Here is a 19265-nt window from a genome sequence, read left to right as displayed (position 1 = left end):
CTGAGGAAAGCTCTTGTGGAAATTGTTTGCTTTCGACATCTCCTCCAGAGACATGTTAGCGACCTGCTGGTCGTCACTCTTCGGCATCTTGTTTAATACCCATTTGATTTGATTATCTGCTTTGTTAGCCATTGCTGAACCTCCATAAAACCATGCTTGATAAGTCTCATTTTGTCTCCCTGTAATCATCATAACAGATAATTTGAAAATTGCAAGAGGAAAATCAAAAAATTTTTAGGAATCAAAAAAATTTTTTAGAAAGTGCTTGTGTTTTGTCTAACATAATGTTAAAATGACAATCAGAGAATATTTCTTTTGGTGAACTTGAATAAATGCGCATCCATGAGGGAGGGAAATATTTTTGTTATTGTGTAGCAAATGAGTGGAAGTCTCCCTACTTGTTAATCAAATGTCAAAGCAACCCGACATAGTCTGGCAGCTGTTCGGGGGTTATGCATGATGTCCTTATCATATGCACACGATAAGAAGGAAAATACATAAAAGTATAGACTTTTAGGGAGGTAGGTGTCACAAGATGAATAGCAAAGAAGATCTTGGACGGAAGAAAGGCAGAAGGCTTTCAGCTGATGACTTATTTAACATGGAGGGTAAGCCCTCATTTTTACAGGCATTTCCATTGTCATTGCAGCATGTAGCTGCTATGATAGTAGGATGTGTTACACCGGCGATCATTGTAGCCAATGCGGCAGGTCTTTCCGATTCTGATTCAGTTATTTTGATCCAGGCAGCGTTGTTTGTTTCAGCATTGACCACATTGATTCAGCTTTATCCGCTGTTCCATGGCAGTGCGTATGCAATCGGTTCGGGTTTACCAATGATTATGGGTATCAGTTTTGCGTATGTTCCGACGATGCAGGCTATAGCGACTCAGTATGATGTGGCGACCATACTGGGGGCACAGATAGTCGGCGGTATTGTTGCTTTATTGGTTGGTCTGTTTATTAAACAGATCAGGAAGTTTTTCCCACCGTTGATCACAGGTACGGTTGTATTTGCCATTGGTCTTTCGTTGTATCCGACAGCCATCAACTATATGGCCGGTGGTACATCCAATGAGCATTACGGTGCATGGCAGAACTGGCTGGTAGCAATTATTGTATTATGTATCGTTACATACCTGAACCATTACGGCAAAGGTATTTTCAAGCTTGCTTCTATATTAATAGGTATTATCATTGGTTACATTATCGCCATTTTCTTCGGAATGGTGGATTTCTCATCTGTAACCGGTGCATCACTGATTAGTATTCCTCAGCCACTGCATTTTGGCATTAAGTTTGAGCCGTCTTCATGTGTTGCCATCGGTTTACTGTTTGCGATTAATGCGATCCAGGCGATCGGTGACTTCTCGGCTACTACAACAGGCGGTCTGGACAGAATGCCGACGGACGAAGAGTTAAAGGGCGGTATTGTGGCTTATGGTATCAGCAATGTTGTGGGTGCGGTTTTTGGCGGTCTGCCGACGGCAACCTACAGTCAGAATGTAGGCATTGTTGCCTCTACAAAGGTTGTAGCAAGAAAGGTATTCCGTATTGCGGCAGGGATTCTGCTTGTTGCAGGTCTGGTGCCGGTATTCTCAGCAGTTTTGACAACGATTCCTTATTGTGTATTGGGCGGTGCAACAATTTCTGTATTCGCATCCATCACAATGACAGGTATCAAGCTGATCACAACTCAGCCATTGGATTTCCGCAATACAACAATTGTCGGTCTGGCAATTGCCCTTGGTATGGGTGTGACACAGGCGAATGCAGCATTAGCAACATTCCCAGCTTGGGTAACAACTATTTTTGGTAAATCACCGGTTGTATTGGCGATGATTACAGCTGTTGTGCTGAATCTGCTTCTTCCAAAGCCGAAGGGCAGTGCAGTTGAACCTGCGGAAGAAAAAGCCGAGTAAGATTTATGTATATTATAAGGTAAATAAACATTTTATTTAAGTATTAAAGAAGGAGGCAGGAATGATGCTGGTTATTGGTAATGGTAAGTTATTTACAAGAAATGATGAGATGCCCTTTGTTGAAAATGGTGCTGTTGCGATTGAGGGGACAAAGATCGCTGCTGTGGGGGAAACAGAGGCTATAAAGAAACAGTATGGGGATGCAGAATTCATTGATGCAAAGGGCGGCGTGATCATGCCGGCATTTATCAATACGCATGAGCACATTTACAGTGCGATGGCCAGAGGATTAAGTATTAAGGGGTATAATCCGAAGGGATTTCTGGATATTCTGGATGGTCAGTGGTGGACGATCGACCGCCATCTGACACTGGAACAGACGAAATACAGTGCGGTTGAAACATTGATTTCCTGTATTCGCAATGGTGTGACGACGGTTTTTGACCACCATGCAAGTTTTGGACAGATTGGCGGCAGCTTATTTACAATCGCTGATGTGGCTAAGGAATTAGGTGTTCGTGCCTGCCTCTGTTATGAGATTTCTGATCGTGATGGTATGGATAAAGCCAGAGAATCTGTTATGGAGAATGCGGAATTTATCCGTTATGCACTGAAAGATGACACAGATATGATCGCCGGTATGATGGGTATGCATGCACAGTTTACAATTTCCGATGCAACCATGGAACTGGCAGCTGCGAACAAACCGGATGAAGTCGGCTATCATATCCATGTGGCAGAAGGCATTGAAGATCTGCATGACTGTCTGAAGAAATATGGCAAACGTATCGTGGACAGACTGATGGATTTCAACATTCTCGGTGAGAAGACGCTGCTGGGTCACTGTATTTACATTAACCCTCATGAAATGGATCTGATCAAAGATACCAACACAATGGTGGTACATAATCCGGAATCCAACATGGGCAATGCCTGCGGATGCCCGCCAACCATGGAGCTGGTTCACAGAGGTATCCTGACAGGTCTTGGTACAGACGGTTATACACATGATATGATTGAATCTTATAAGGTGGCCAATGTACTGCACAAACATCATCTTTGCGACGCCAATGCGGCATGGGGAGAAGTTCCGAAGATGCTGTTTGAGAACAATGCAGCCATTGCAAATCGTTACTTTAAGACACCGCTTGGTGTTCTGAAAGAGGGCGCAGCCGGTGATGTCATCGTTGTGGATTACAACCCACCAACACAGCTGGATGCATCCAATATCAACGGTCATATTCTGTTTGGCATGACAGGCAGAGACGTTGTGACAACGGTTGCCAACGGCCGTGTATTGATGAAAGACCGTGAGATTAAAGTAATTGACGTTGAAGAAGCAATGGCAAAATGCAGAGAAGAATCTGCAAAGCTGTGGCACAGCATCAACGGTTAATCAGATTGGGGACAGGTGCAGCATCTGTTCAAGCAGATGCTGTGGATTTAAAGGGAAGATAGAATTAAAAGAAATAGAGATTGAAAGAGAATACAGGAGGTTTTCTCATGAGTGATAGAATGACAGGTATGTCTTTTGACCAGTTAATGAATTGGGTAACAGAAGAATTAGAGAATCATGGTACGCTTTTTGGGCTTCATCGTGCTTATAAAGCGCCTGAAGAAACGCTGACAATTTTTGGCAGAGACCTTGAGACTCCGATTGGTCCTGCAGCCGGCCCTAACAGCCAGTTAGCTCAGAATATTGCGGCTTCTTATTATGCCGGCAGCCGTTTCTTTGAACTGAAAACCGTTCAGATCATGGATGGTGATGAACTGGCAGCATGTGTCAACAAGCCATGTATCAAAGCGGATGATGAAGCTTACAACTGTGAGTGGTCTACCGAGCTTTATGTTCCTCAGGCACAGGATGAATACATTAAGGCATGGTTCCTGCTTTCCTTTATGGCAAAGGAATACGGCCTTGGCAGTATGGATGGTTTCCAGTTTAATATCAGTGTTGGTTATGATCTGGAGGGTATCAAGTCTGAGAAAGTCAACACATTCATTGAAAGTATGAAGAATGCAGCTGATACAGAAACCTTCAAAGTCTGTAAGCAGTATCTGCTGGATCATGTAAGCGAGTTCAAACATGTGACAGCAGAAGATATTGAAGCTATCAGACCGGATATCTGTAATTCCGTTACACTTTCCACACTGCATGGCTGTCCTCCGCAGGAAATCGAACGTATTGCAACCTATCTTTTGACAGAAAAGAGACTCAATACATTTATCAAATGTAACCCAACACTTCTTGGCTATGAATTTGCCAGAGAAACACTGGACAAGATGGGTTATGATTATATTGCATTCGGCCGTTTCCATTTTGAAGATGATCTTCAGTATGTGGATGCCGTTCCGATGCTGCAGCGGCTGATCAAATTATCCGGCGAAATGGGTCTGGAATTTGGTGTGAAGATTACAAATACATTCCCTGTAGATGTTAAGGCAGGTGAACTTCCAAGCGAAGAAATGTACATGTCAGGTAAATCCCTGTATCCTCTGTCCATTTCACTGGCAGCAAAACTGTCACGTGAATTTGACGGTAAATTGCGTATCTCCTATTCAGGCGGTGCAGATGCTTTCAATATTGACAGAATCGTCGGATGCGGTATCTGGCCTGTAACAGTTGCCACAACGATTCTGAAGCCGGGCGGCTACCAGAGATTACAGCAGATGGCAGATTCTCTTGAGGCAATGGGCGTCGGCGAATTCAAGGGTATCGATGTGGCGGCACTGAATAAACTGGCAGAAGATGCCATTACAGATGCGCATCATGTGAAACCGGCCAAATTGCCTGCATCAAGAAAATCTAATGAGACAGTTCCGCTGCTTGACTGCTATACAGCACCTTGTCAGGATGGATGCCCGATTCATCAGGAAATTCCGACTTATGTTGCATTAGCCGGTGAGGGCAAATATGAAGAAGCACTGAAAGTGATTCTGAACAGAAATGCACTGCCATTTATGACTGGTACCATCTGTTCACATCCTTGTCAGGGTTATTGTACACGTAATTTCTATGAGAAATCCGTACAGATCAGAAATACAAAACTGGAATGTGCTGAGCAGGCTATGGATGCTATTATAGACTGCGTATCTGTAACTGGTGATTACAGCGGCAGTGTTGCTGTCGTGGGCGGTGGTCCTGCAGGTATGGCAGCGGCTTACTATTTGGCAAGACTTGGCGCAAAGGTAACAATTTATGAAAAACGTGAACGCCTGGGCGGTGTTGTCAGCGCTATCATTCCTAACTTCCGAATTGATGACAGTGTCATTGCAAAGGATGCTGCTTTACTTGAAAAATTAGGCGTGAAAGTTTTATATAACACAGAAGCACCTGCCGTAGATGTTTTGAAGAAAGAATATGACAGCGTAATTCTTGCTGTTGGTGCTTACAAACGCGGTGAACTCAAGCTTGAGGGTGGTGAAGCACAGAATGCACTGGCATTCCTTGAAGATTACAATCGCACAAATGGCAAGATGGCCATCGGCAAGAATGTGGTTGTCATCGGCGGCGGCAATACAGCGATGGATACAGCTCGTGCAGCAAAACGCTGTGATGGTGTTGAGCATGTGTATCTTGTTTATAGAAGAACAAAACGCTACATGCCTGCTGATGAACATGAATTAGTGCTGGCTGTAGAAGATGGTGTAGAGTTCAGAGAACTGTTGGCACCTGAGAAACTGGAAAATGGTCAGTTAATCTGCCGTGTCATGAAGCTTGGTGAACTGGATGCATCCGGTCGTGCAGGCATTGTTGAGACGGATGAAACAGTGGCTGTACCTGCAGACCGTGTGATCGCAGCTGTTGGTGAAAAAGTGCCGACAGATTTCTATGAAGCGAATGGTCTTCAGGTAGATGACAGAGGCCGCGTGAAAGTCAGCCCGACCCTGGAATCCAGTGTAGAAAATGTATATGTCATCGGTGATGGTCTGTATGGCCCATCTATCGTTGTCAAAGCAATGGCTCAGGCCATCACAGCAGCAGAAGCTATCTGCGGCCGTGAAATCTCAGGCAGCTGCGACATCGCAGCAGATCCGGCTTCCATCTATGCGAAGAAGGGTATTCTGGCTGAACCGGGTGATAAACCGGAATCCGAACGTTGCCTTGGCTGTTCAACCGTATGCGAAAACTGTGTAGATGTATGCCCGAACAGAGCCAACATCTCAATCAAGGTACCTGGTATGGCAAAAGCACAGGTCATCCACGTAGACTACATGTGCAACGAATGCGGCAACTGCAAGAGCTTCTGCCCATACGCAAGTGCACCATACCTTGACAAATTCACGTTATTTGCCAAAGAAGCCGATATGGCTGACAGCAAGAACGATGGATTTGCCGTTATCGACAAAGAAGCAGTTACAGCGAAGATTCGTTTCTTCGGAAAAGAAACAACTTGGACAAAAGGACAGGAAAGCAGCGTGCCATTCGGCCTGCTGAAAGTCATCGAAGCTGTTTGTGCAGATTATAGTTATTTACTTCCATAAAACCATATAGGCGGAGACTTCAAGTACCCTGAATCCACTCTGCCTGTGACTTACCTCTGAAAACACGCTTATCGCGAAACGTTTTCAGAGGTAAGTCACAGGCAGAGCGGAATAGAGAAGGGAAAAGAGTCTCCGCCATTTTTATGTGTAGAAATAACTATCACTTGCACGGAAGTCGCAGGAGGGCTGGAAATAAAGGCAGGGGTTTTAATGTCTGGACATTCTGGCAACAATATGGTAAAAATGTCGTCTTCGCAGGTACTTTTGGGTTGAGCTAAATCTCCAATAATGCTAAGATATACTATAAAAGTTAGATACGACGTTTTATAAGAAAGCTAAGGGACCAGAGCAGTCCCGGTGATAGACAGGAGGTTTTAGCGATGATCCATCATATGATCATGACAGCCGATGAGGCGATTGAGAAGTTAAAGTCAGGCAACATGCGGTATTTGCTGATGAACAGTAACAGTGGCAATGTGTCAGCGGCCCTGCGCAAGTTTACTTATGAGCACGGTCAACATCCCCATGCGATTATTGTGACTTGTTCGGATTCCAGAGTGATTCCGGAGACGATTTTTTCGGCGGGTCTGGGTGAGCTTTTTGTGATCCGTGTGGCGGGCAACGTCATTGATGACCATCAGCTGGGCAGCATTGAATATGCGGCCGGACATCTGGGAAGTCCTGTGGTTGTTGTGCTGGGGCATACTCATTGCGGTGCAGTTGATGCAGCCATCAACAGTGATCCGGAAGGGTATATTAAGTTTATTACAGATGAGATTAAGCTGGCGATCGGTGATGAAACCGATGATTACAAAGCTTGCTGTCTGAATGTGAAACGCAGTGTAGCTTTGATTGAGCATAGTCTGGATATTCAGCAGATTGAGGAGCAGGAAGGGTTGAGAGTCGTTGGCGCCATGTATCACATTGAAGACGGCAGCGTAGAGTTTTTATAAGAAAGAAGAGATAAATTGAGAGAAGAACAAAAGGGTGCTGTAAAAAACAGTATTGGCCGTATTTTTATTACTGCGCTGCTGATATTGATACAGGTTGTCTGGCTTATTGAATTGTTTGTCAGGCTCAATAAGTATTCCACTGGAATTTCATTGGTATCCAGTGCGATTGCATTGATTGTGGTTATTAAAATATATGGCCGGGATATGAATTCCGCCATGAAGATGCCCTGGATGATTTTGATCATGGCATTTCCGGTGGCCGGTGTCGGTATTTACCTGTTATGCGGGCATTCCGGAGTGAATATCGGTATCCGCAAACATTTTCAGGCATTGCAGTCAGAATTGACGCCTTTATTGCCGGATAAAGAAGATGTTTTGCAGAAATTGTCGGATGAGGACAGGCAGACAGCTAATATGGCGCATTATATCAGTCATTCGGCGGGATATCCGGTGTATGACAACACGGATCTGGAATTTTATCCTGAAGCGGTTGATGGCTTTGAAGCTCAGAAGGAAGCATTGAAGCAAGCGAAGAAATTTATTTTTATGGAATACCATGCCATTGAGGATGCGCAGTCCTTTGCGGGCATGAAAAGTATTCTCTTTGAGAAGGCAAAGGAAGGTGTGGAAGTCCGTCTGATTTATGATGATGTTGGCAGTATGGGCTTTATCAATACGGATTTTGTCAAACAGATGGAAAGCCAAGGTATTCAGTGTCGAATTTTCAATAAGATTGTGCCTTTCGTCAATATGTTTATGAATAACAGGGATCACAGAAAGATTACGGTCATTGATGGACAGGTTGGTTTTACCGGCGGCTACAATCTGGCGGATGAATATTTCAATATTACCCATCCTTATGGCCTTTGGAAAGATACCGGTGTGCGGATGGAAGGAGATGCTGTACGGAGTCTTACAGTCATGTTTCTTGAAATGTGGAATGCCATTAAGAAGACGGACACGGATTATACGGCATATTTTCCGGAGATTACATATACAGCAAAGCAGACAGGCTATGTACAGCCTTATGCAGATAATCCACTGGACGATGAGCATACCGGAGAAAATGTTTATATGAATGTTTTGAACAGTGCACGGGAATATGCGTATTTCATTACACCGTATCTGCTGATCAGTGATGAAATGAAAAAGGCTTTTACTCTGGCAGCCAGAAGAGGCGTGGATGTGCGGATTATCACACCGGGCATACCGGACAAAAAGTTTGTTTATCAGGCAACACGTTCTTATTACAACAGATTGGTAAAAAAGGGTGTGCGGATTTTTGAGTATACGCCGGGATTTTGCCATGCCAAGCAGTGCGTATCGGATGATAAGGCAGCGGTTGTGGGTACCATCAATCTGGATTACAGAAGTTTATATCATCACTTTGAAAATGCGGCAGCTTTTTATCATAAGGACGCAGTTGCGGGTGTAAAGGCGGACTTCGACCATCTTTTTGAAGAATGTCATGAAGTGACAGAGCAATATCGAAGCCATCGTTCAACAGCATTGAGAATTGGGCAGTGTATTCTGAGATTATTTGCGCCGCTGCTGTAAGGTGCGTCTACCATTTTTATATAATTTATATATGTGAAGAGGTAAATTAAGGGGCGATAACAACGATCGAATTAGATAGAAATAATGGAATCTCAGATGAAGACGATGCTTCAGAGCGTTTAATACATTTATATGGTCAGGACATTCTGGCCTCACCAGGTATGCAGTCGGAGAAAAATTTCAGGCAGCATGGCAGAATGTCGGTGTATGAACATTCCCTGGCGGTGGCCAGGATGTGTCTGAGAATTGCGAAATATTTTCCGGGAGAAGTGGATATGCGTTCTCTGGTGAGAGGTGCCCTCCTGCATGATTATTTCTTATACGATTGGCATATACCGGATGAAAGTCATAAATGGCATGGCGTTACCCACGCGGGAGACGCCTTGAAGAATGCCAGGCGGGATTTTGAATTGAATGAGATTGAGCAGGACATGATACGAAAGCATATGTTTCCGCTGAATCCAGTCCCGCCGAAATATCGGGAGAGCTGGATTCTATGTATGGCGGATAAGATATGCGCCTCAAAAGAGACAGTTAAAAGACATTAGAATTAGCATATATTCGTGTAAAAATCAACGAATATATGCTATAAAATATTAATTTTTATCCTTAATATTCCCGCTTTTTGCGTTCATAATCAGCATTTGCAGTCGGTTTTCGATGTTGGCAAAGCTGACATCCGGATCATAGTCCAATGGCAGGATCTGTGCATCCGGGTACATTTCTTTCAGGCGTTTGCTGATGCCTCGGCCTACAACATGGTTTGGCAGGCAGCCAAATGGCTGAAGGATGACAAAGGAACGGCAGCCGTCTTTGGCATGGTGCAGGATTTCTCCCGGAATCAGGACGCCTTCGCCGGCATCAAATGTATGATTGATGATCGGGTCGCTGGCTTTGACAAGGTCAGGCATTCGGCAGGCCGGTGTATAGAGGGGATGCTTTTGGGCGATAGCATCTGCCATATTGTGAGCCATGTCGAAAACAGTGTCTACTGTCGAAAACCAGATTTTTTTGTTTAAAGGTTTCTTTAATTTATATTCTTTAATCTGCGCATCCAGATAGAAATAGGATTTCTGGATGACGTCTGTCATGTGGGCTTCAATGATTTCGAAGCCGTTATGTTCCAGATAATCTTCAATATCGTGATTGGCACCCGGATGGAAGTTCAACAGGTATTCACCGACAATCAGGACCCGTGGACGACGGTTGGTGCGGTCGTATTTTACCTGGTTCATCAGTTCAATAGCCTTTTTAAAGCCTTTTTTCAGACCGCTGATACCGTGAAGCTCAAGGCCTTCCACAATGGCATCCATACCTTTTTCAAAAGCACGGTTAGTGCTGCCGGCCACCTTTTCATAAGGTCGGATTTTGCGCAGCAGTTCTTCCAGTACGTCAATCACAGGCAGAGCAAAAGCCAGACGGATGGCGGAACCAAGGCTCATTCGGAAGCCGGGATGCATATTGTGGTAGTCTACATCATCGTTGGTCAGAATCGGCACATCATGGAATCCGGCGTCATCAAGGGCTTTGCGAAGAAGGGCACTGTAATGGGTCAGACGACAGTCGCCGATATATTTGCCCATACCGATGGCCACTTCTTTGCCGTCGTATTTGCCGCTCTTTAATGCAGCCAGTGCTTCACCGATCACAATCTGACAAGGGAAACAGATGTCGTTGTGGACATACTGTTTGCCAAGGCGGATGGCTTCTTCACGGCCGATTTCCAGTGGTTCTGCCTGAATATGCTGTCCTCGCATGGCGGCTGACATAATTCGACAGAAAGCATGGGAGGTATTCGGAACAAGGACAATCTTTTTGCGGTAGTCTTCTTTGGTGAATTTCACTGGGTAAGGGTCTTCCAACGGGTGAATATCCAGTTCCGGATGAATGGCATGGTTCATGCTGATCGTTTCTGTAAAAGAACGGACACGGATACGCAGCGGACCCTGGATATCACTTTCGTCCAGTTTCAGAACCAGCGGTGTCTTGCCGGAAATTTCCTTCATCAGACGAATGATTTCATCGGAAAGGTAAGCGTCATGTCCGCAGCCGAAGCTGACAATCTGCACATATTCCAGATGTGGATTTCTGGCAGCCAGAATAGCAGTAGACAGCATGCGGGCATGATAATTATTGACAATATCCAGTCGGCTCATGCTCAAATCCACATGGTCGGCTTCTTCCAGAGAATCTGCCGTCAGCACCGGAATGCCGAGACTTGTAAACATTTCCGGAAGGTCATGGTTCACAAGGGCATCGTTCTGATATGGCCTTGAGGCCAGAATAACAGCATAGCTGCCATTGGCAGTGACTTCATCAAGAACAGCTTTTCCTGCCCGATGCATTTCATCATGAAACTGTTTTTCAGCGGCATCGGCGACGTTAATGGCCTGTCGGGTTTCTGCCGGGGAAATGCCGAAAGTCTTCTCCATATAGCCGGTGAGCTGACGGTTTCTGTCCTCGCGCTTGTACCAGTGGAAAAGTGGTGCGTCAAATGGTATATGCCAACGCTTTTCAGGGTTATCGGAGTTACGGATGACAATCGGATAGCCTTTGACGATGGCACACATAGATTCGCTGGTGCTCTCTGTATTTTCAGAGGTTACTGTTGTGATGGATGGCATGAAAATACGATCCACACCTTTTTTTACCAGATTGCGCAGATGACCGTGTACCAGTTTAGCTGGAAAGCAGACGGTATCGGAAGTGACTGCGGACAGTCCGTCTTCGTAAATTTTGCGTGTGCTCAGATCGGACAATTGAATCTTAAATCCCAGAGCACGCCAGAAGGTGGTCCAGAATGGCATGGTTTCCCAATAGGAAAGCACCCGGGGCAGACCGATGGTGATGTCACGTTCTTTAGCAGCTTTCGGATAAGGGTAGTCTTTAAACAGCAGTTCCTGTCGAAGTTTGAAGAGATTTGGTGTCTGTTCACGGGATTTCTTTGCATCTGCAAGCTGCTGTCGGACAGAAGCATCCTTCGGATCACCGAGGATTTCGCCGCGTTCGCACCGGTTGTTGGTTACCCAGGAATTGCCGTTGGAAAAACGGACAATGGTTCGTTTACAATGGTTGGCACAGAACGGGCAAGGGGCGTTGGCTTCTTGTGTATAGGAAAAATCAGCCATACCGTCAATACCGATAAATGTTTTGGCTGGGTGATTCTGTTCAAAGCGTTTCTTAGTAATGAGAGCAGCGCCGATGGCACCCATAATGCCGGGATAAGGGGCACGGATGACTTCACGACCGGTGTACTGCTCAAGGGCACGAAGTACGGCATCATTTCTGAATGTACCGCCCTGGACAACAATCTTGTCGCCCAGACTGTCCAAATTGGAGATTCGGATAACCTTTGTAAAAACATTTTCAATGATGGAACGGCACAGGCCGGCCATAATATCTGCAGATTGTTTGCCGTTTCGCTGCTCCGTGACAATGCTGCTGTTCATGAAAACCGTACAGCGGCTGCCAAGAGAAGCCGGATGTTTGGATGAAAAAGCGGCTTCGGCAATTTCTTCCACAGGAATATGTAAAGATGAAGCAAAGTTTTCGAGGAAGGAACCGCAGCCTGAGGAGCAGGCTTCGTTGACAACAATATTGGTGATAATGCCGTTGTCGATCCAGATCGCTTTCATATCCTGACCGCCGATATCAAGGATAAATGTGGCATCTTTGATATACTTGTCGGCAGCCCGGGCGTGGGCAACGGTTTCCACAACATGGCATTCTGTGCTGAAAGCTTTTGAAAACAGCAGTTCGCCGTAGCCTGTTGTACCTGCGGCAATGATATCCAGTTTGGCACCAGCCTTTTCGTAGCGGTCATGGATGGTCAACAAGGCTGTCTTGGCAATAGTCAGCGGATCACCTTCATTTGGTGCATAAAAAGAATCGAGAAGATTTTCATCCTCATCCATCAGCACAAATTTCGTGGTCGTACTGCCGGAATCAATGCCAAGATAAGCATGGATCGTTTCGCCCTTTTGCGGTACATAAGGTGTAAATTCCGGGAGTTGATGGCGTTCATTAAATGCACGATGTTCTTCTTCGGATTCGAAAAACAGCGGACCATCTGCAGAAGCTTGCAAATGGGCACGAAGTTCCGGATTCTCCAACAGCTCAAGATAATGTTTTGGCATATACCATGAAGAATTGCCTGCAAACATACCGTCCAGAGAAAGAGCTGCGCCATAGGCAATCATAATCTCAGGATGGGTTGGACGCAGTGTTTCCTCTGGTGTGAGGCCCAGACGTTTTGCAAAAACATTTACCAGTGTTGGGTTAAAGGTCAGCGGACCACCCTCAAAAACAACAGGTTTCCGGATATCCAGACCCTGAGCCAGACCGCCGATGGTCTGTTTGGCGATAGCGTGGAAAGAAGACAGTGCCAGATCCTGGCGGGAAATACCCTGATTCAGCAGGGGCTGGATATCTGTCTTGGCATAAACACCACAGCGGCCGGAAATATCATAAATGCAGCTGCCCTGAGAGGCCAGTTCATTGAATTCTTCTACAGGTACCTTTAATATAGAAGCAATTTCATCAATAAAAGCGCCTGTGCCACCGGCACAACTGCCGTTCATACGCATATCCGCCACATTCAGCGTCTGTGTGGACGGGTCACGGCGGAAGAAAATCATCTTTGCATCCTGACCGCCCAGTTCGATGGCGGTTCCCACATTGTCATATTCTTTCTGGAGGGCGATGGAATTGGCAACAACCTCCTGAATATAGCAGCAGCCAAGGGCTTCAGCCAGATGCTTGGCACCGGAGCCTGTCAGGGCCAGACGGATACGGGCATTTGGAAATTTAGCCTCAAAAAATGCCAGGGCATCCTGTACACTCTGGGCCTGGGCTGCGTTGTGGCGTTTATAATCAGATAATAAAATTTCATGCTTTTCGGGATTAATGGCAACGATTTTGGTGGTTGTGGAACCTACATCAATACCAACGAAAAGCTGTGTATCATTTGTAGTAAGATTAGACATGATAAGACTCCTATATCTTTTAACTTTCGGGATCCATTTGTGAATCCTGGTGTGGAATCAGATTCTGCTGGACGCGGGTCAAAAGCGTGAGCAGGATTTTTTTCTCATTTTCAGAGAGGCCTTCTGACATATGGTCGAAGACATGCGTCATATGGGATTCTGCATTGCAGCAAATATTCTTTCCTGCTGCAGTTAATGCAACAATTTTGATGCGCTTGTCATCAATGCTTTGGGTGCAGGTGACAAAATCTTTCTTCTGCAGCCGTTTAACAAGACCGACGGTGGTGGACTGTCCAATCTGCAGCTGTTTTTCAAGTGCTTTAAGTGTAAGTGTGTGCGTACCATCAGGGGCATGATTCAGCGCCTGGAGCAGATAAATCTGAGAAACCGTCAGGTCCATTTCACGGAGCTTGTTGTTGGCTTCTTTTTCCATAGCACAGTGAATATGTCGAATCAGGGGGACACATTGTTCTGTATAAGTCATGCGATTTTCCTTTTTCTTTGGAGGGTGCGAAACTTCAGGTGCTTTGAAAAATCTGCTAATCAGCTGTTCACAGCAAGCACGTTCACACTGCCTAACATTGGCAACGGTACATAAGGTGCTAAAGGACAGCACCTAAGTACCGGCCATGTTAGAAGCACCTGCTGTGAACGGCTGATTAGCAGATTTTATCCAAGGAAGTTGAGTTTCGCAACTGGCGAAAGACCTAAAATATGTATTTGTAGGTTGAATAGGTTAATATTTCATTATAAAGATTTAAATATAATGTAAGCATGTTAGAGTATAGCATTTCCGGATGAAAAATTCAATAGCATGGCATTGAATGAAGGGCGAAAAACTGTTAAGAAATGCTTTAGATGGAGAGAATATCTGATATAATGGGGTGATAATATGTCTTATGAAAGGTTGTATGTGCGGTTGATTTTCGGCAGGCGCTTATGATGCAGTTGGTACATGGCGGTGTGGGATGACGTTTTATTGATAAGTTGATGGAGGATTTTGAATGGAGTATAGACAAAATGACTGGTCGATTCTTGGGTTTGGGTGCATGCGGTTCCCGAAAAAGGGTGGCAGTGTGGATATGGAGGAAACAGAGCGGGAGCTGGCCTATGCCATTGCGCATGGCGTGAATTATTTTGATACGGCTTATATTTATCGCGGCAATGAAAAGGTGTTGGGGGAGTTGGTGGCAAAGAATCACTGGCGGGCGCAGATTCAGATTGCCACAAAGATGCCGCACTATCTCATTCACTCTATAGATGAGTTGGAGAAGCTTTTTTGTGAACAATTAAAGCGTTTGCAGACGGATTATGTGGATAACTATCTGATGCATATGCTGCCGGATGTGCATATCTGGAAGAAATTAGTCCGGATGGGAATTCTTGACTGGATCAATGAGAAAAAGGAAAACGGGCAGATTCGTCGGATTGGATTTTCCTACCACGGCAACAGTCAGAATTTTATGGCGCTTTTGGATGCCTATGATTGGGAATTTTGTCAAGTCCAGTATAATTATATGGATATTCACAACCAGGCCGGTGCGGAAGGTGTTGTTTATGCAGCGAAAAAGGGCATTCCGGTGATTATCATGGAACCGCTGAGGGGCGGCAGACTGGTCAACGGTTTGCCGAAAAAGGCTAAGGATTTGTTTGCGGCAGCCGAACCGAAGCGCAGTCCGGCAGAATGGGGGCTTCGCTGGCTATGGAATCAGCCGGAGATTAGTGTTGTGCTGTCCGGCATGAACAGCATGGCAATGATTCAGGAAAATATACGGATTGCAGATACAGTGAAAGTCGGAGAAATGGCAGAAACCGATGGTGCGATGTTTGAAGATGTCAGAAATGCTGTGAATGAGAAGATGAAAGTACCTTGTACCGGTTGCGGTTATTGTCAGCCCTGCCCATATGGCGTTGATATCCCAGGGGCATTTAGATGCTATAATGTGCGTTATACCGATAACTTTTTTACAGGGATGCGGGAGTATCTGATGTGTACGACTTTCAGGGCAGAACGAACCAATGCGTCTTTGTGCAGACAATGCGGCAAATGCGAACAGCATTGTCCGCAGGGGATTGCTGTCCGCAAAGAATTAAAACAGGTGGTTCGTCATATGGAGAACCCGGTTTATAAAGTTATTGCATTTTTTGCCAAAGACATGTTTAAAAAATAAAGTTATTCTGCGATTTCATGCATTGCCTGAATAGCCGTATCAATTTCAGCTTCAGTGTTAAAACATGAAAAGCTGAAACGCACGGCCCCCTGTTTCTCTGTGCCAAATGTTTTGTGCATCAGGGGTGCACAGTGGGCACCGGCACGGACACAGATTTCGTAGTCTTCCCAGAGAATATCGCTGACGGAGGCAGAACTCATATTGCCGATGTTCAGTGAGATAATCGGTGTACGAAGAGGTGCATCTATATCACCGTATAGTTTCAAATCGGAAATGTCGGAAATACCATTTACAAAGCGGCGAGCCAGAGAAATCTCTTTGGCATGAATGTTTTTGACACCAGTCGATAGAATATAATCCAATCCGGCATTCAGTCCGGCGATACCATGCCCGTTTAATGTGCCGGCTTCTAATGCTGTGGGCATATCTGTCGGATGCTGTCTGTCGAAACTGTGGATACCGCTGCCGCCGGACTTCAAAGGCGAAAGCGTTAAGCCTTCACGGACATAGAGACCGCCGGTTCCCTGAGGACCGAAGAGCCCTTTGTGTCCGGTAAAACAGAGAATGTCAATGCCCATTTTTACCACATTGATAGGCAGACTTCCGGCTGTTTGCGAAGCATCCACAATCAACAGCAGTCCATGTTTTTTTGCAAAATTCGACACAAAAGCCAAATCTGTGACGTTTCCGGATAAATTGGAAGCGTGAGTCAGGACGATGGCGGATGTGTTGGATTTTACGGAAGATTCCAGTAAATCATACCGGATACGGCCTTTTTTGTCAGCCGGGATAATGGTTAGTTCAGTGCCTTCTTTTTCTTTCAGATAGAGTGGACGAAGGACAGAATTGTGTTCGCATGCGGTTGTGATAACATGTTCACCGGGATGGATAGCGCCATGAATGGCAGTGTTCAGGGCTTCCGTGGCATTGCATGTAAAAGCAATGCGGGATGGGTCCGGTGTGCCAAAGAGTGCAGCCAGTTTTTCGCGGGTATCATAAATAAGTCGGGAGGCGTTCAGGGTCGGGGCATGAGCGCCTCGACCGGCATTGCCGATGGTATTAAAAGAGCGAAAGACGGCTTCCGCCACTTGAGGCGGCTTTAGAAATGAAGTGGCCGATGAATCCAGATAAATCACACTAAATCCCTCCTTTTGGCAGCTGTCAGTGCTGCACCCAGAGCACCGGCATATCTGGCAAATGCGTCGGTTTCAACCTTGTGTTCGAGTTTGTCGGAAAGTGTCTGAATAAAATAAGGACTTTCACAGAGACCGCCGGTGAGAACAATATTTTCTTCAACACCGAAGCGTGCTGCCAGATTGGCAACCCGGTTGGCAACGGAGTGAATGACACCGGCCGCGATATCTTCACGTTTCTCACCGGAGCCGATGTGGCCGATAACTTCTGATTCTGCAAAAACCGTACACATGGCGCTGATAGCCAGAGGCTGTCCTTTGGCTGCCAGTTCATACATTTCATTCAAATCAGCTCCCAGACGGGTAGCCATGACTTCGATGAATTTGCCGGTACCGGCGGCACATTTGTCGTTCATTAGAAAATCTGCCACCTGTCCGTCAACAACTTTGATCATTTTGGTATCTTGTCCGCCAACATCGATAATGGTCATATTTTTCTTAAAAATGGCCCATCCACCTTTGCCGTGGCAGGTGATTTCCGTAACAATTTTGTCAGCATAATCTACACAGATACGGCCATAGCCGGTGGCAACGCAGCGCATGTCATCTGCATAGCCCCGGCTTTTGAGCTGTTCCAGAATGGCATTGGCGGTTTCGCGGCCATTCCATCCTGTGGGCAGTACAAAATAATCTTCAATTTTACCCTCTTTCAAAACAACCGTTTTAGAAGCGGTCGAACCGATATCAATACCGGTAAAATAAACAGGTGTTGTATTCATTGATTTATTATTTCTCCAATGTTTCAAGAAAAGCTTCCAGACGGGTACGAATCTGGCCTTTATCCGCCTGGGAATAATCAGTTTCAATCATCAGGTAGGATTTTCCTTTATTTGTTACAGTCTGTTTCACATAGTGGGATTCGATATTGTAAGTATGACAGGCCTGAAGGATAATTTCGATGACGCCGTCTACCTGATATTCGTCAATCATTTCGTCAATATACTGCATACGGCTGTTGTTCGGGCTCATAACAGAGCAGTTGATATTGAGGTATTTTTTCGCAAGGGCGTCATAAATCGGCATATTTTCGTCAACCGGTTCTACTTTTTCACGGGTACCGTTGCAGCAGTCGAAAGCCACCACATCTGCGCCGAGTTCCTCAACGGTTTTGATAATTTTGTCACGGACACCGCTGTTTGGACATCCTGTAATCAGGAGTCTCGGACGATCACTTGCTTTACCTTTATAATTAGCTTCCCAGTCCGTCAACACTTCTTTTGTGCGTTCCTCGATAATAGCAATACGTTCTTCGAGATTAAAATTAAAACCAAGACCGTCCAGGCGGGTACCCATCTCATAACCGCTGATTGGTGCAGGATTCAGTTTGCCCAGTTCAAGGAAACCAAGCATGGCGCGGCGTTCGTGATTTTTCAGACGGATGGCATCACGAATGTCTTCTTCCGTAATGGTGATGTGGTAAAAATCTTCCAGTTTTTCTTTTAGACGGATGACTTCCTCGGTCCAGGAACGGAGCGCTGCGTCGTCTCTGGAGTGCGGCAGCTGCATAACGTAAGTTTCTTTTAACTCGTTCATCAGTTCAAACATCTTGCGCTTGCCGTCACAGGTGGTTTCACCCACAATGAAATCTGAAAAATAGAAATAAGGACATGTGTCTGTCAGTGCGAAACCGTAGCTGGCTTTGATCAGCGGACAGAGATTGCGAGGCAGTTTCGTCTCGGCAGCAGGAATCGGTTCATCGCTGGAAGCGCATAAAGGCGCAGCGGCAGCACCGGCAGCCATCAGAAGTTCCTGAGGAACAAAAGAGCAGTAAACACCCACGATACGGCCGCCATTGTCTTTGATTTCTTTCATCTTCATAAAGCCGGATTTGCGAGCTTCAGCGTAGGTTTCAAAATTAGCTGGTAAATTCAACATTGTAAAATCCTCCTTTGGTGAATTGTTTTCATAATTGCCTGATAAGTATCATGAAAAGTTACTGTTTATAGCAATGTTCTAAGTATTTTATAAACTCACAAACGTAGTCTTTTAAAATAAAATCC

12 protein-coding genes are annotated in these 19265 nt (G+C 45.5%); 7 read left to right on the top strand and 5 right to left on the bottom strand.

Going from position 1 to position 19265, the window contains the following annotated elements; all coding sequences use genetic code 11:
• The first annotated feature begins 535 nt into the window (after positions 1-535).
• The 6 genes from WMO25_RS04505 to WMO25_RS04480 all read left to right on the top strand — a co-directional run bounded on the left by WMO25_RS04505 (position 536) and on the right by WMO25_RS04480 (position 9464).
• Positions 536-1921 carry a uracil-xanthine permease family protein gene (locus tag WMO25_RS04505; protein WP_349084283.1) on the top strand — a complete coding sequence of 462 codons (1386 nt, stop codon included), beginning with the start codon at positions 536-538 and terminating at the stop codon, positions 1919-1921.
• A 64-nt stretch (positions 1922-1985) separates the two neighbouring features.
• Positions 1986-3317 carry a putative aminohydrolase SsnA gene (gene ssnA, locus WMO25_RS04500; protein WP_117528476.1) on the top strand — a complete coding sequence of 444 codons (1332 nt, stop codon included), beginning with the start codon at positions 1986-1988 and terminating at the stop codon, positions 3315-3317.
• A gap of 107 nt (positions 3318-3424) precedes the next feature.
• Complete coding sequence (gene ygfK, locus WMO25_RS04495; protein ID WP_349084282.1) at positions 3425-6406, top strand: putative selenate reductase subunit YgfK; 2982 nt, start codon at positions 3425-3427, stop codon at positions 6404-6406.
• A 380-nt stretch (positions 6407-6786) separates the two neighbouring features.
• The gene (locus WMO25_RS04490) at positions 6787-7359 is read left to right on the top strand and encodes a carbonic anhydrase (protein WP_015513120.1); all 573 of its coding nucleotides are present in this window, start codon (positions 6787-6789) and stop codon (positions 7357-7359) included.
• 15 nt (positions 7360-7374) lie between these two features.
• Positions 7375-8916 carry a cardiolipin synthase gene (gene cls / locus WMO25_RS04485; RefSeq protein WP_117539654.1) on the top strand — a complete coding sequence of 514 codons (1542 nt, stop codon included), beginning with the start codon at positions 7375-7377 and terminating at the stop codon, positions 8914-8916.
• Positions 8917-9113: 197 nt separating this feature from the next.
• Positions 9114-9464 carry an HD domain-containing protein gene (locus tag WMO25_RS04480; RefSeq protein ID WP_227082388.1) on the top strand — a complete coding sequence of 117 codons (351 nt, stop codon included), beginning with the start codon at positions 9114-9116 and terminating at the stop codon, positions 9462-9464.
• A gap of 48 nt (positions 9465-9512) precedes the next feature.
• Here WMO25_RS04480 and WMO25_RS04475 read toward each other — a convergent pair whose 3' ends face one another.
• Positions 9513-13901, bottom strand: a complete 4389-nt coding sequence (locus WMO25_RS04475; RefSeq protein ID WP_349084280.1) for an acyl-CoA dehydratase activase — start codon at positions 13899-13901, stop codon at positions 9513-9515.
• 19 nt (positions 13902-13920) lie between these two features.
• On the bottom strand, positions 13921-14385 hold the full coding sequence (locus tag WMO25_RS04470) for a MarR family winged helix-turn-helix transcriptional regulator (RefSeq protein WP_349084279.1): 465 nt from the start codon (positions 14383-14385) through the stop codon (positions 13921-13923).
• 520 nt (positions 14386-14905) lie between these two features.
• Between WMO25_RS04470 and WMO25_RS04465 the strand changes: the two genes are divergently transcribed.
• Positions 14906-16072, top strand: a complete 1167-nt coding sequence (locus WMO25_RS04465; RefSeq protein ID WP_349084278.1) for an aldo/keto reductase — start codon at positions 14906-14908, stop codon at positions 16070-16072.
• A gap of 2 nt (positions 16073-16074) precedes the next feature.
• On the opposite strand, the gene WMO25_RS04460 is transcribed toward WMO25_RS04465, so the two are convergent.
• Genes WMO25_RS04460 through WMO25_RS04450 form a run of 3 tightly spaced genes read right to left on the bottom strand, consistent with a single transcriptional unit; the run spans position 16075 to position 19140 of the window.
• Positions 16075-17208, bottom strand: coding sequence for an aminotransferase class V-fold PLP-dependent enzyme (locus WMO25_RS04460; RefSeq protein WP_349084277.1), 1134 nt, complete (start codon positions 17206-17208; stop codon positions 16075-16077).
• Complete coding sequence (locus WMO25_RS04455) at positions 17205-17984, bottom strand: acyl-CoA dehydratase activase (RefSeq protein WP_349084276.1); 780 nt, start codon at positions 17982-17984, stop codon at positions 17205-17207. Before WMO25_RS04455 ends, WMO25_RS04460 begins: the two co-directional genes overlap by 4 nt.
• Positions 17985-17991: 7 nt before the next feature.
• Positions 17992-19140: a double-cubane-cluster-containing anaerobic reductase gene (locus WMO25_RS04450; protein WP_117539643.1), complete on the bottom strand. Its 1149-nt coding sequence runs from the start codon at positions 19138-19140 to the stop codon at positions 17992-17994.
• Positions 19141-19265 lie beyond the last annotated feature (125 nt).

Source organism: Coprococcus intestinihominis (assembly GCF_040096555.1).
In the GTDB taxonomy this organism is placed as follows: Bacteria; Bacillota; Clostridia; order Lachnospirales; family Lachnospiraceae; genus Coprococcus_A; species Coprococcus_A intestinihominis.
The sequence above is the reverse complement of the archived record's forward strand: the minus strand, read 5'-3'. Positions and strand labels throughout refer to the sequence as shown.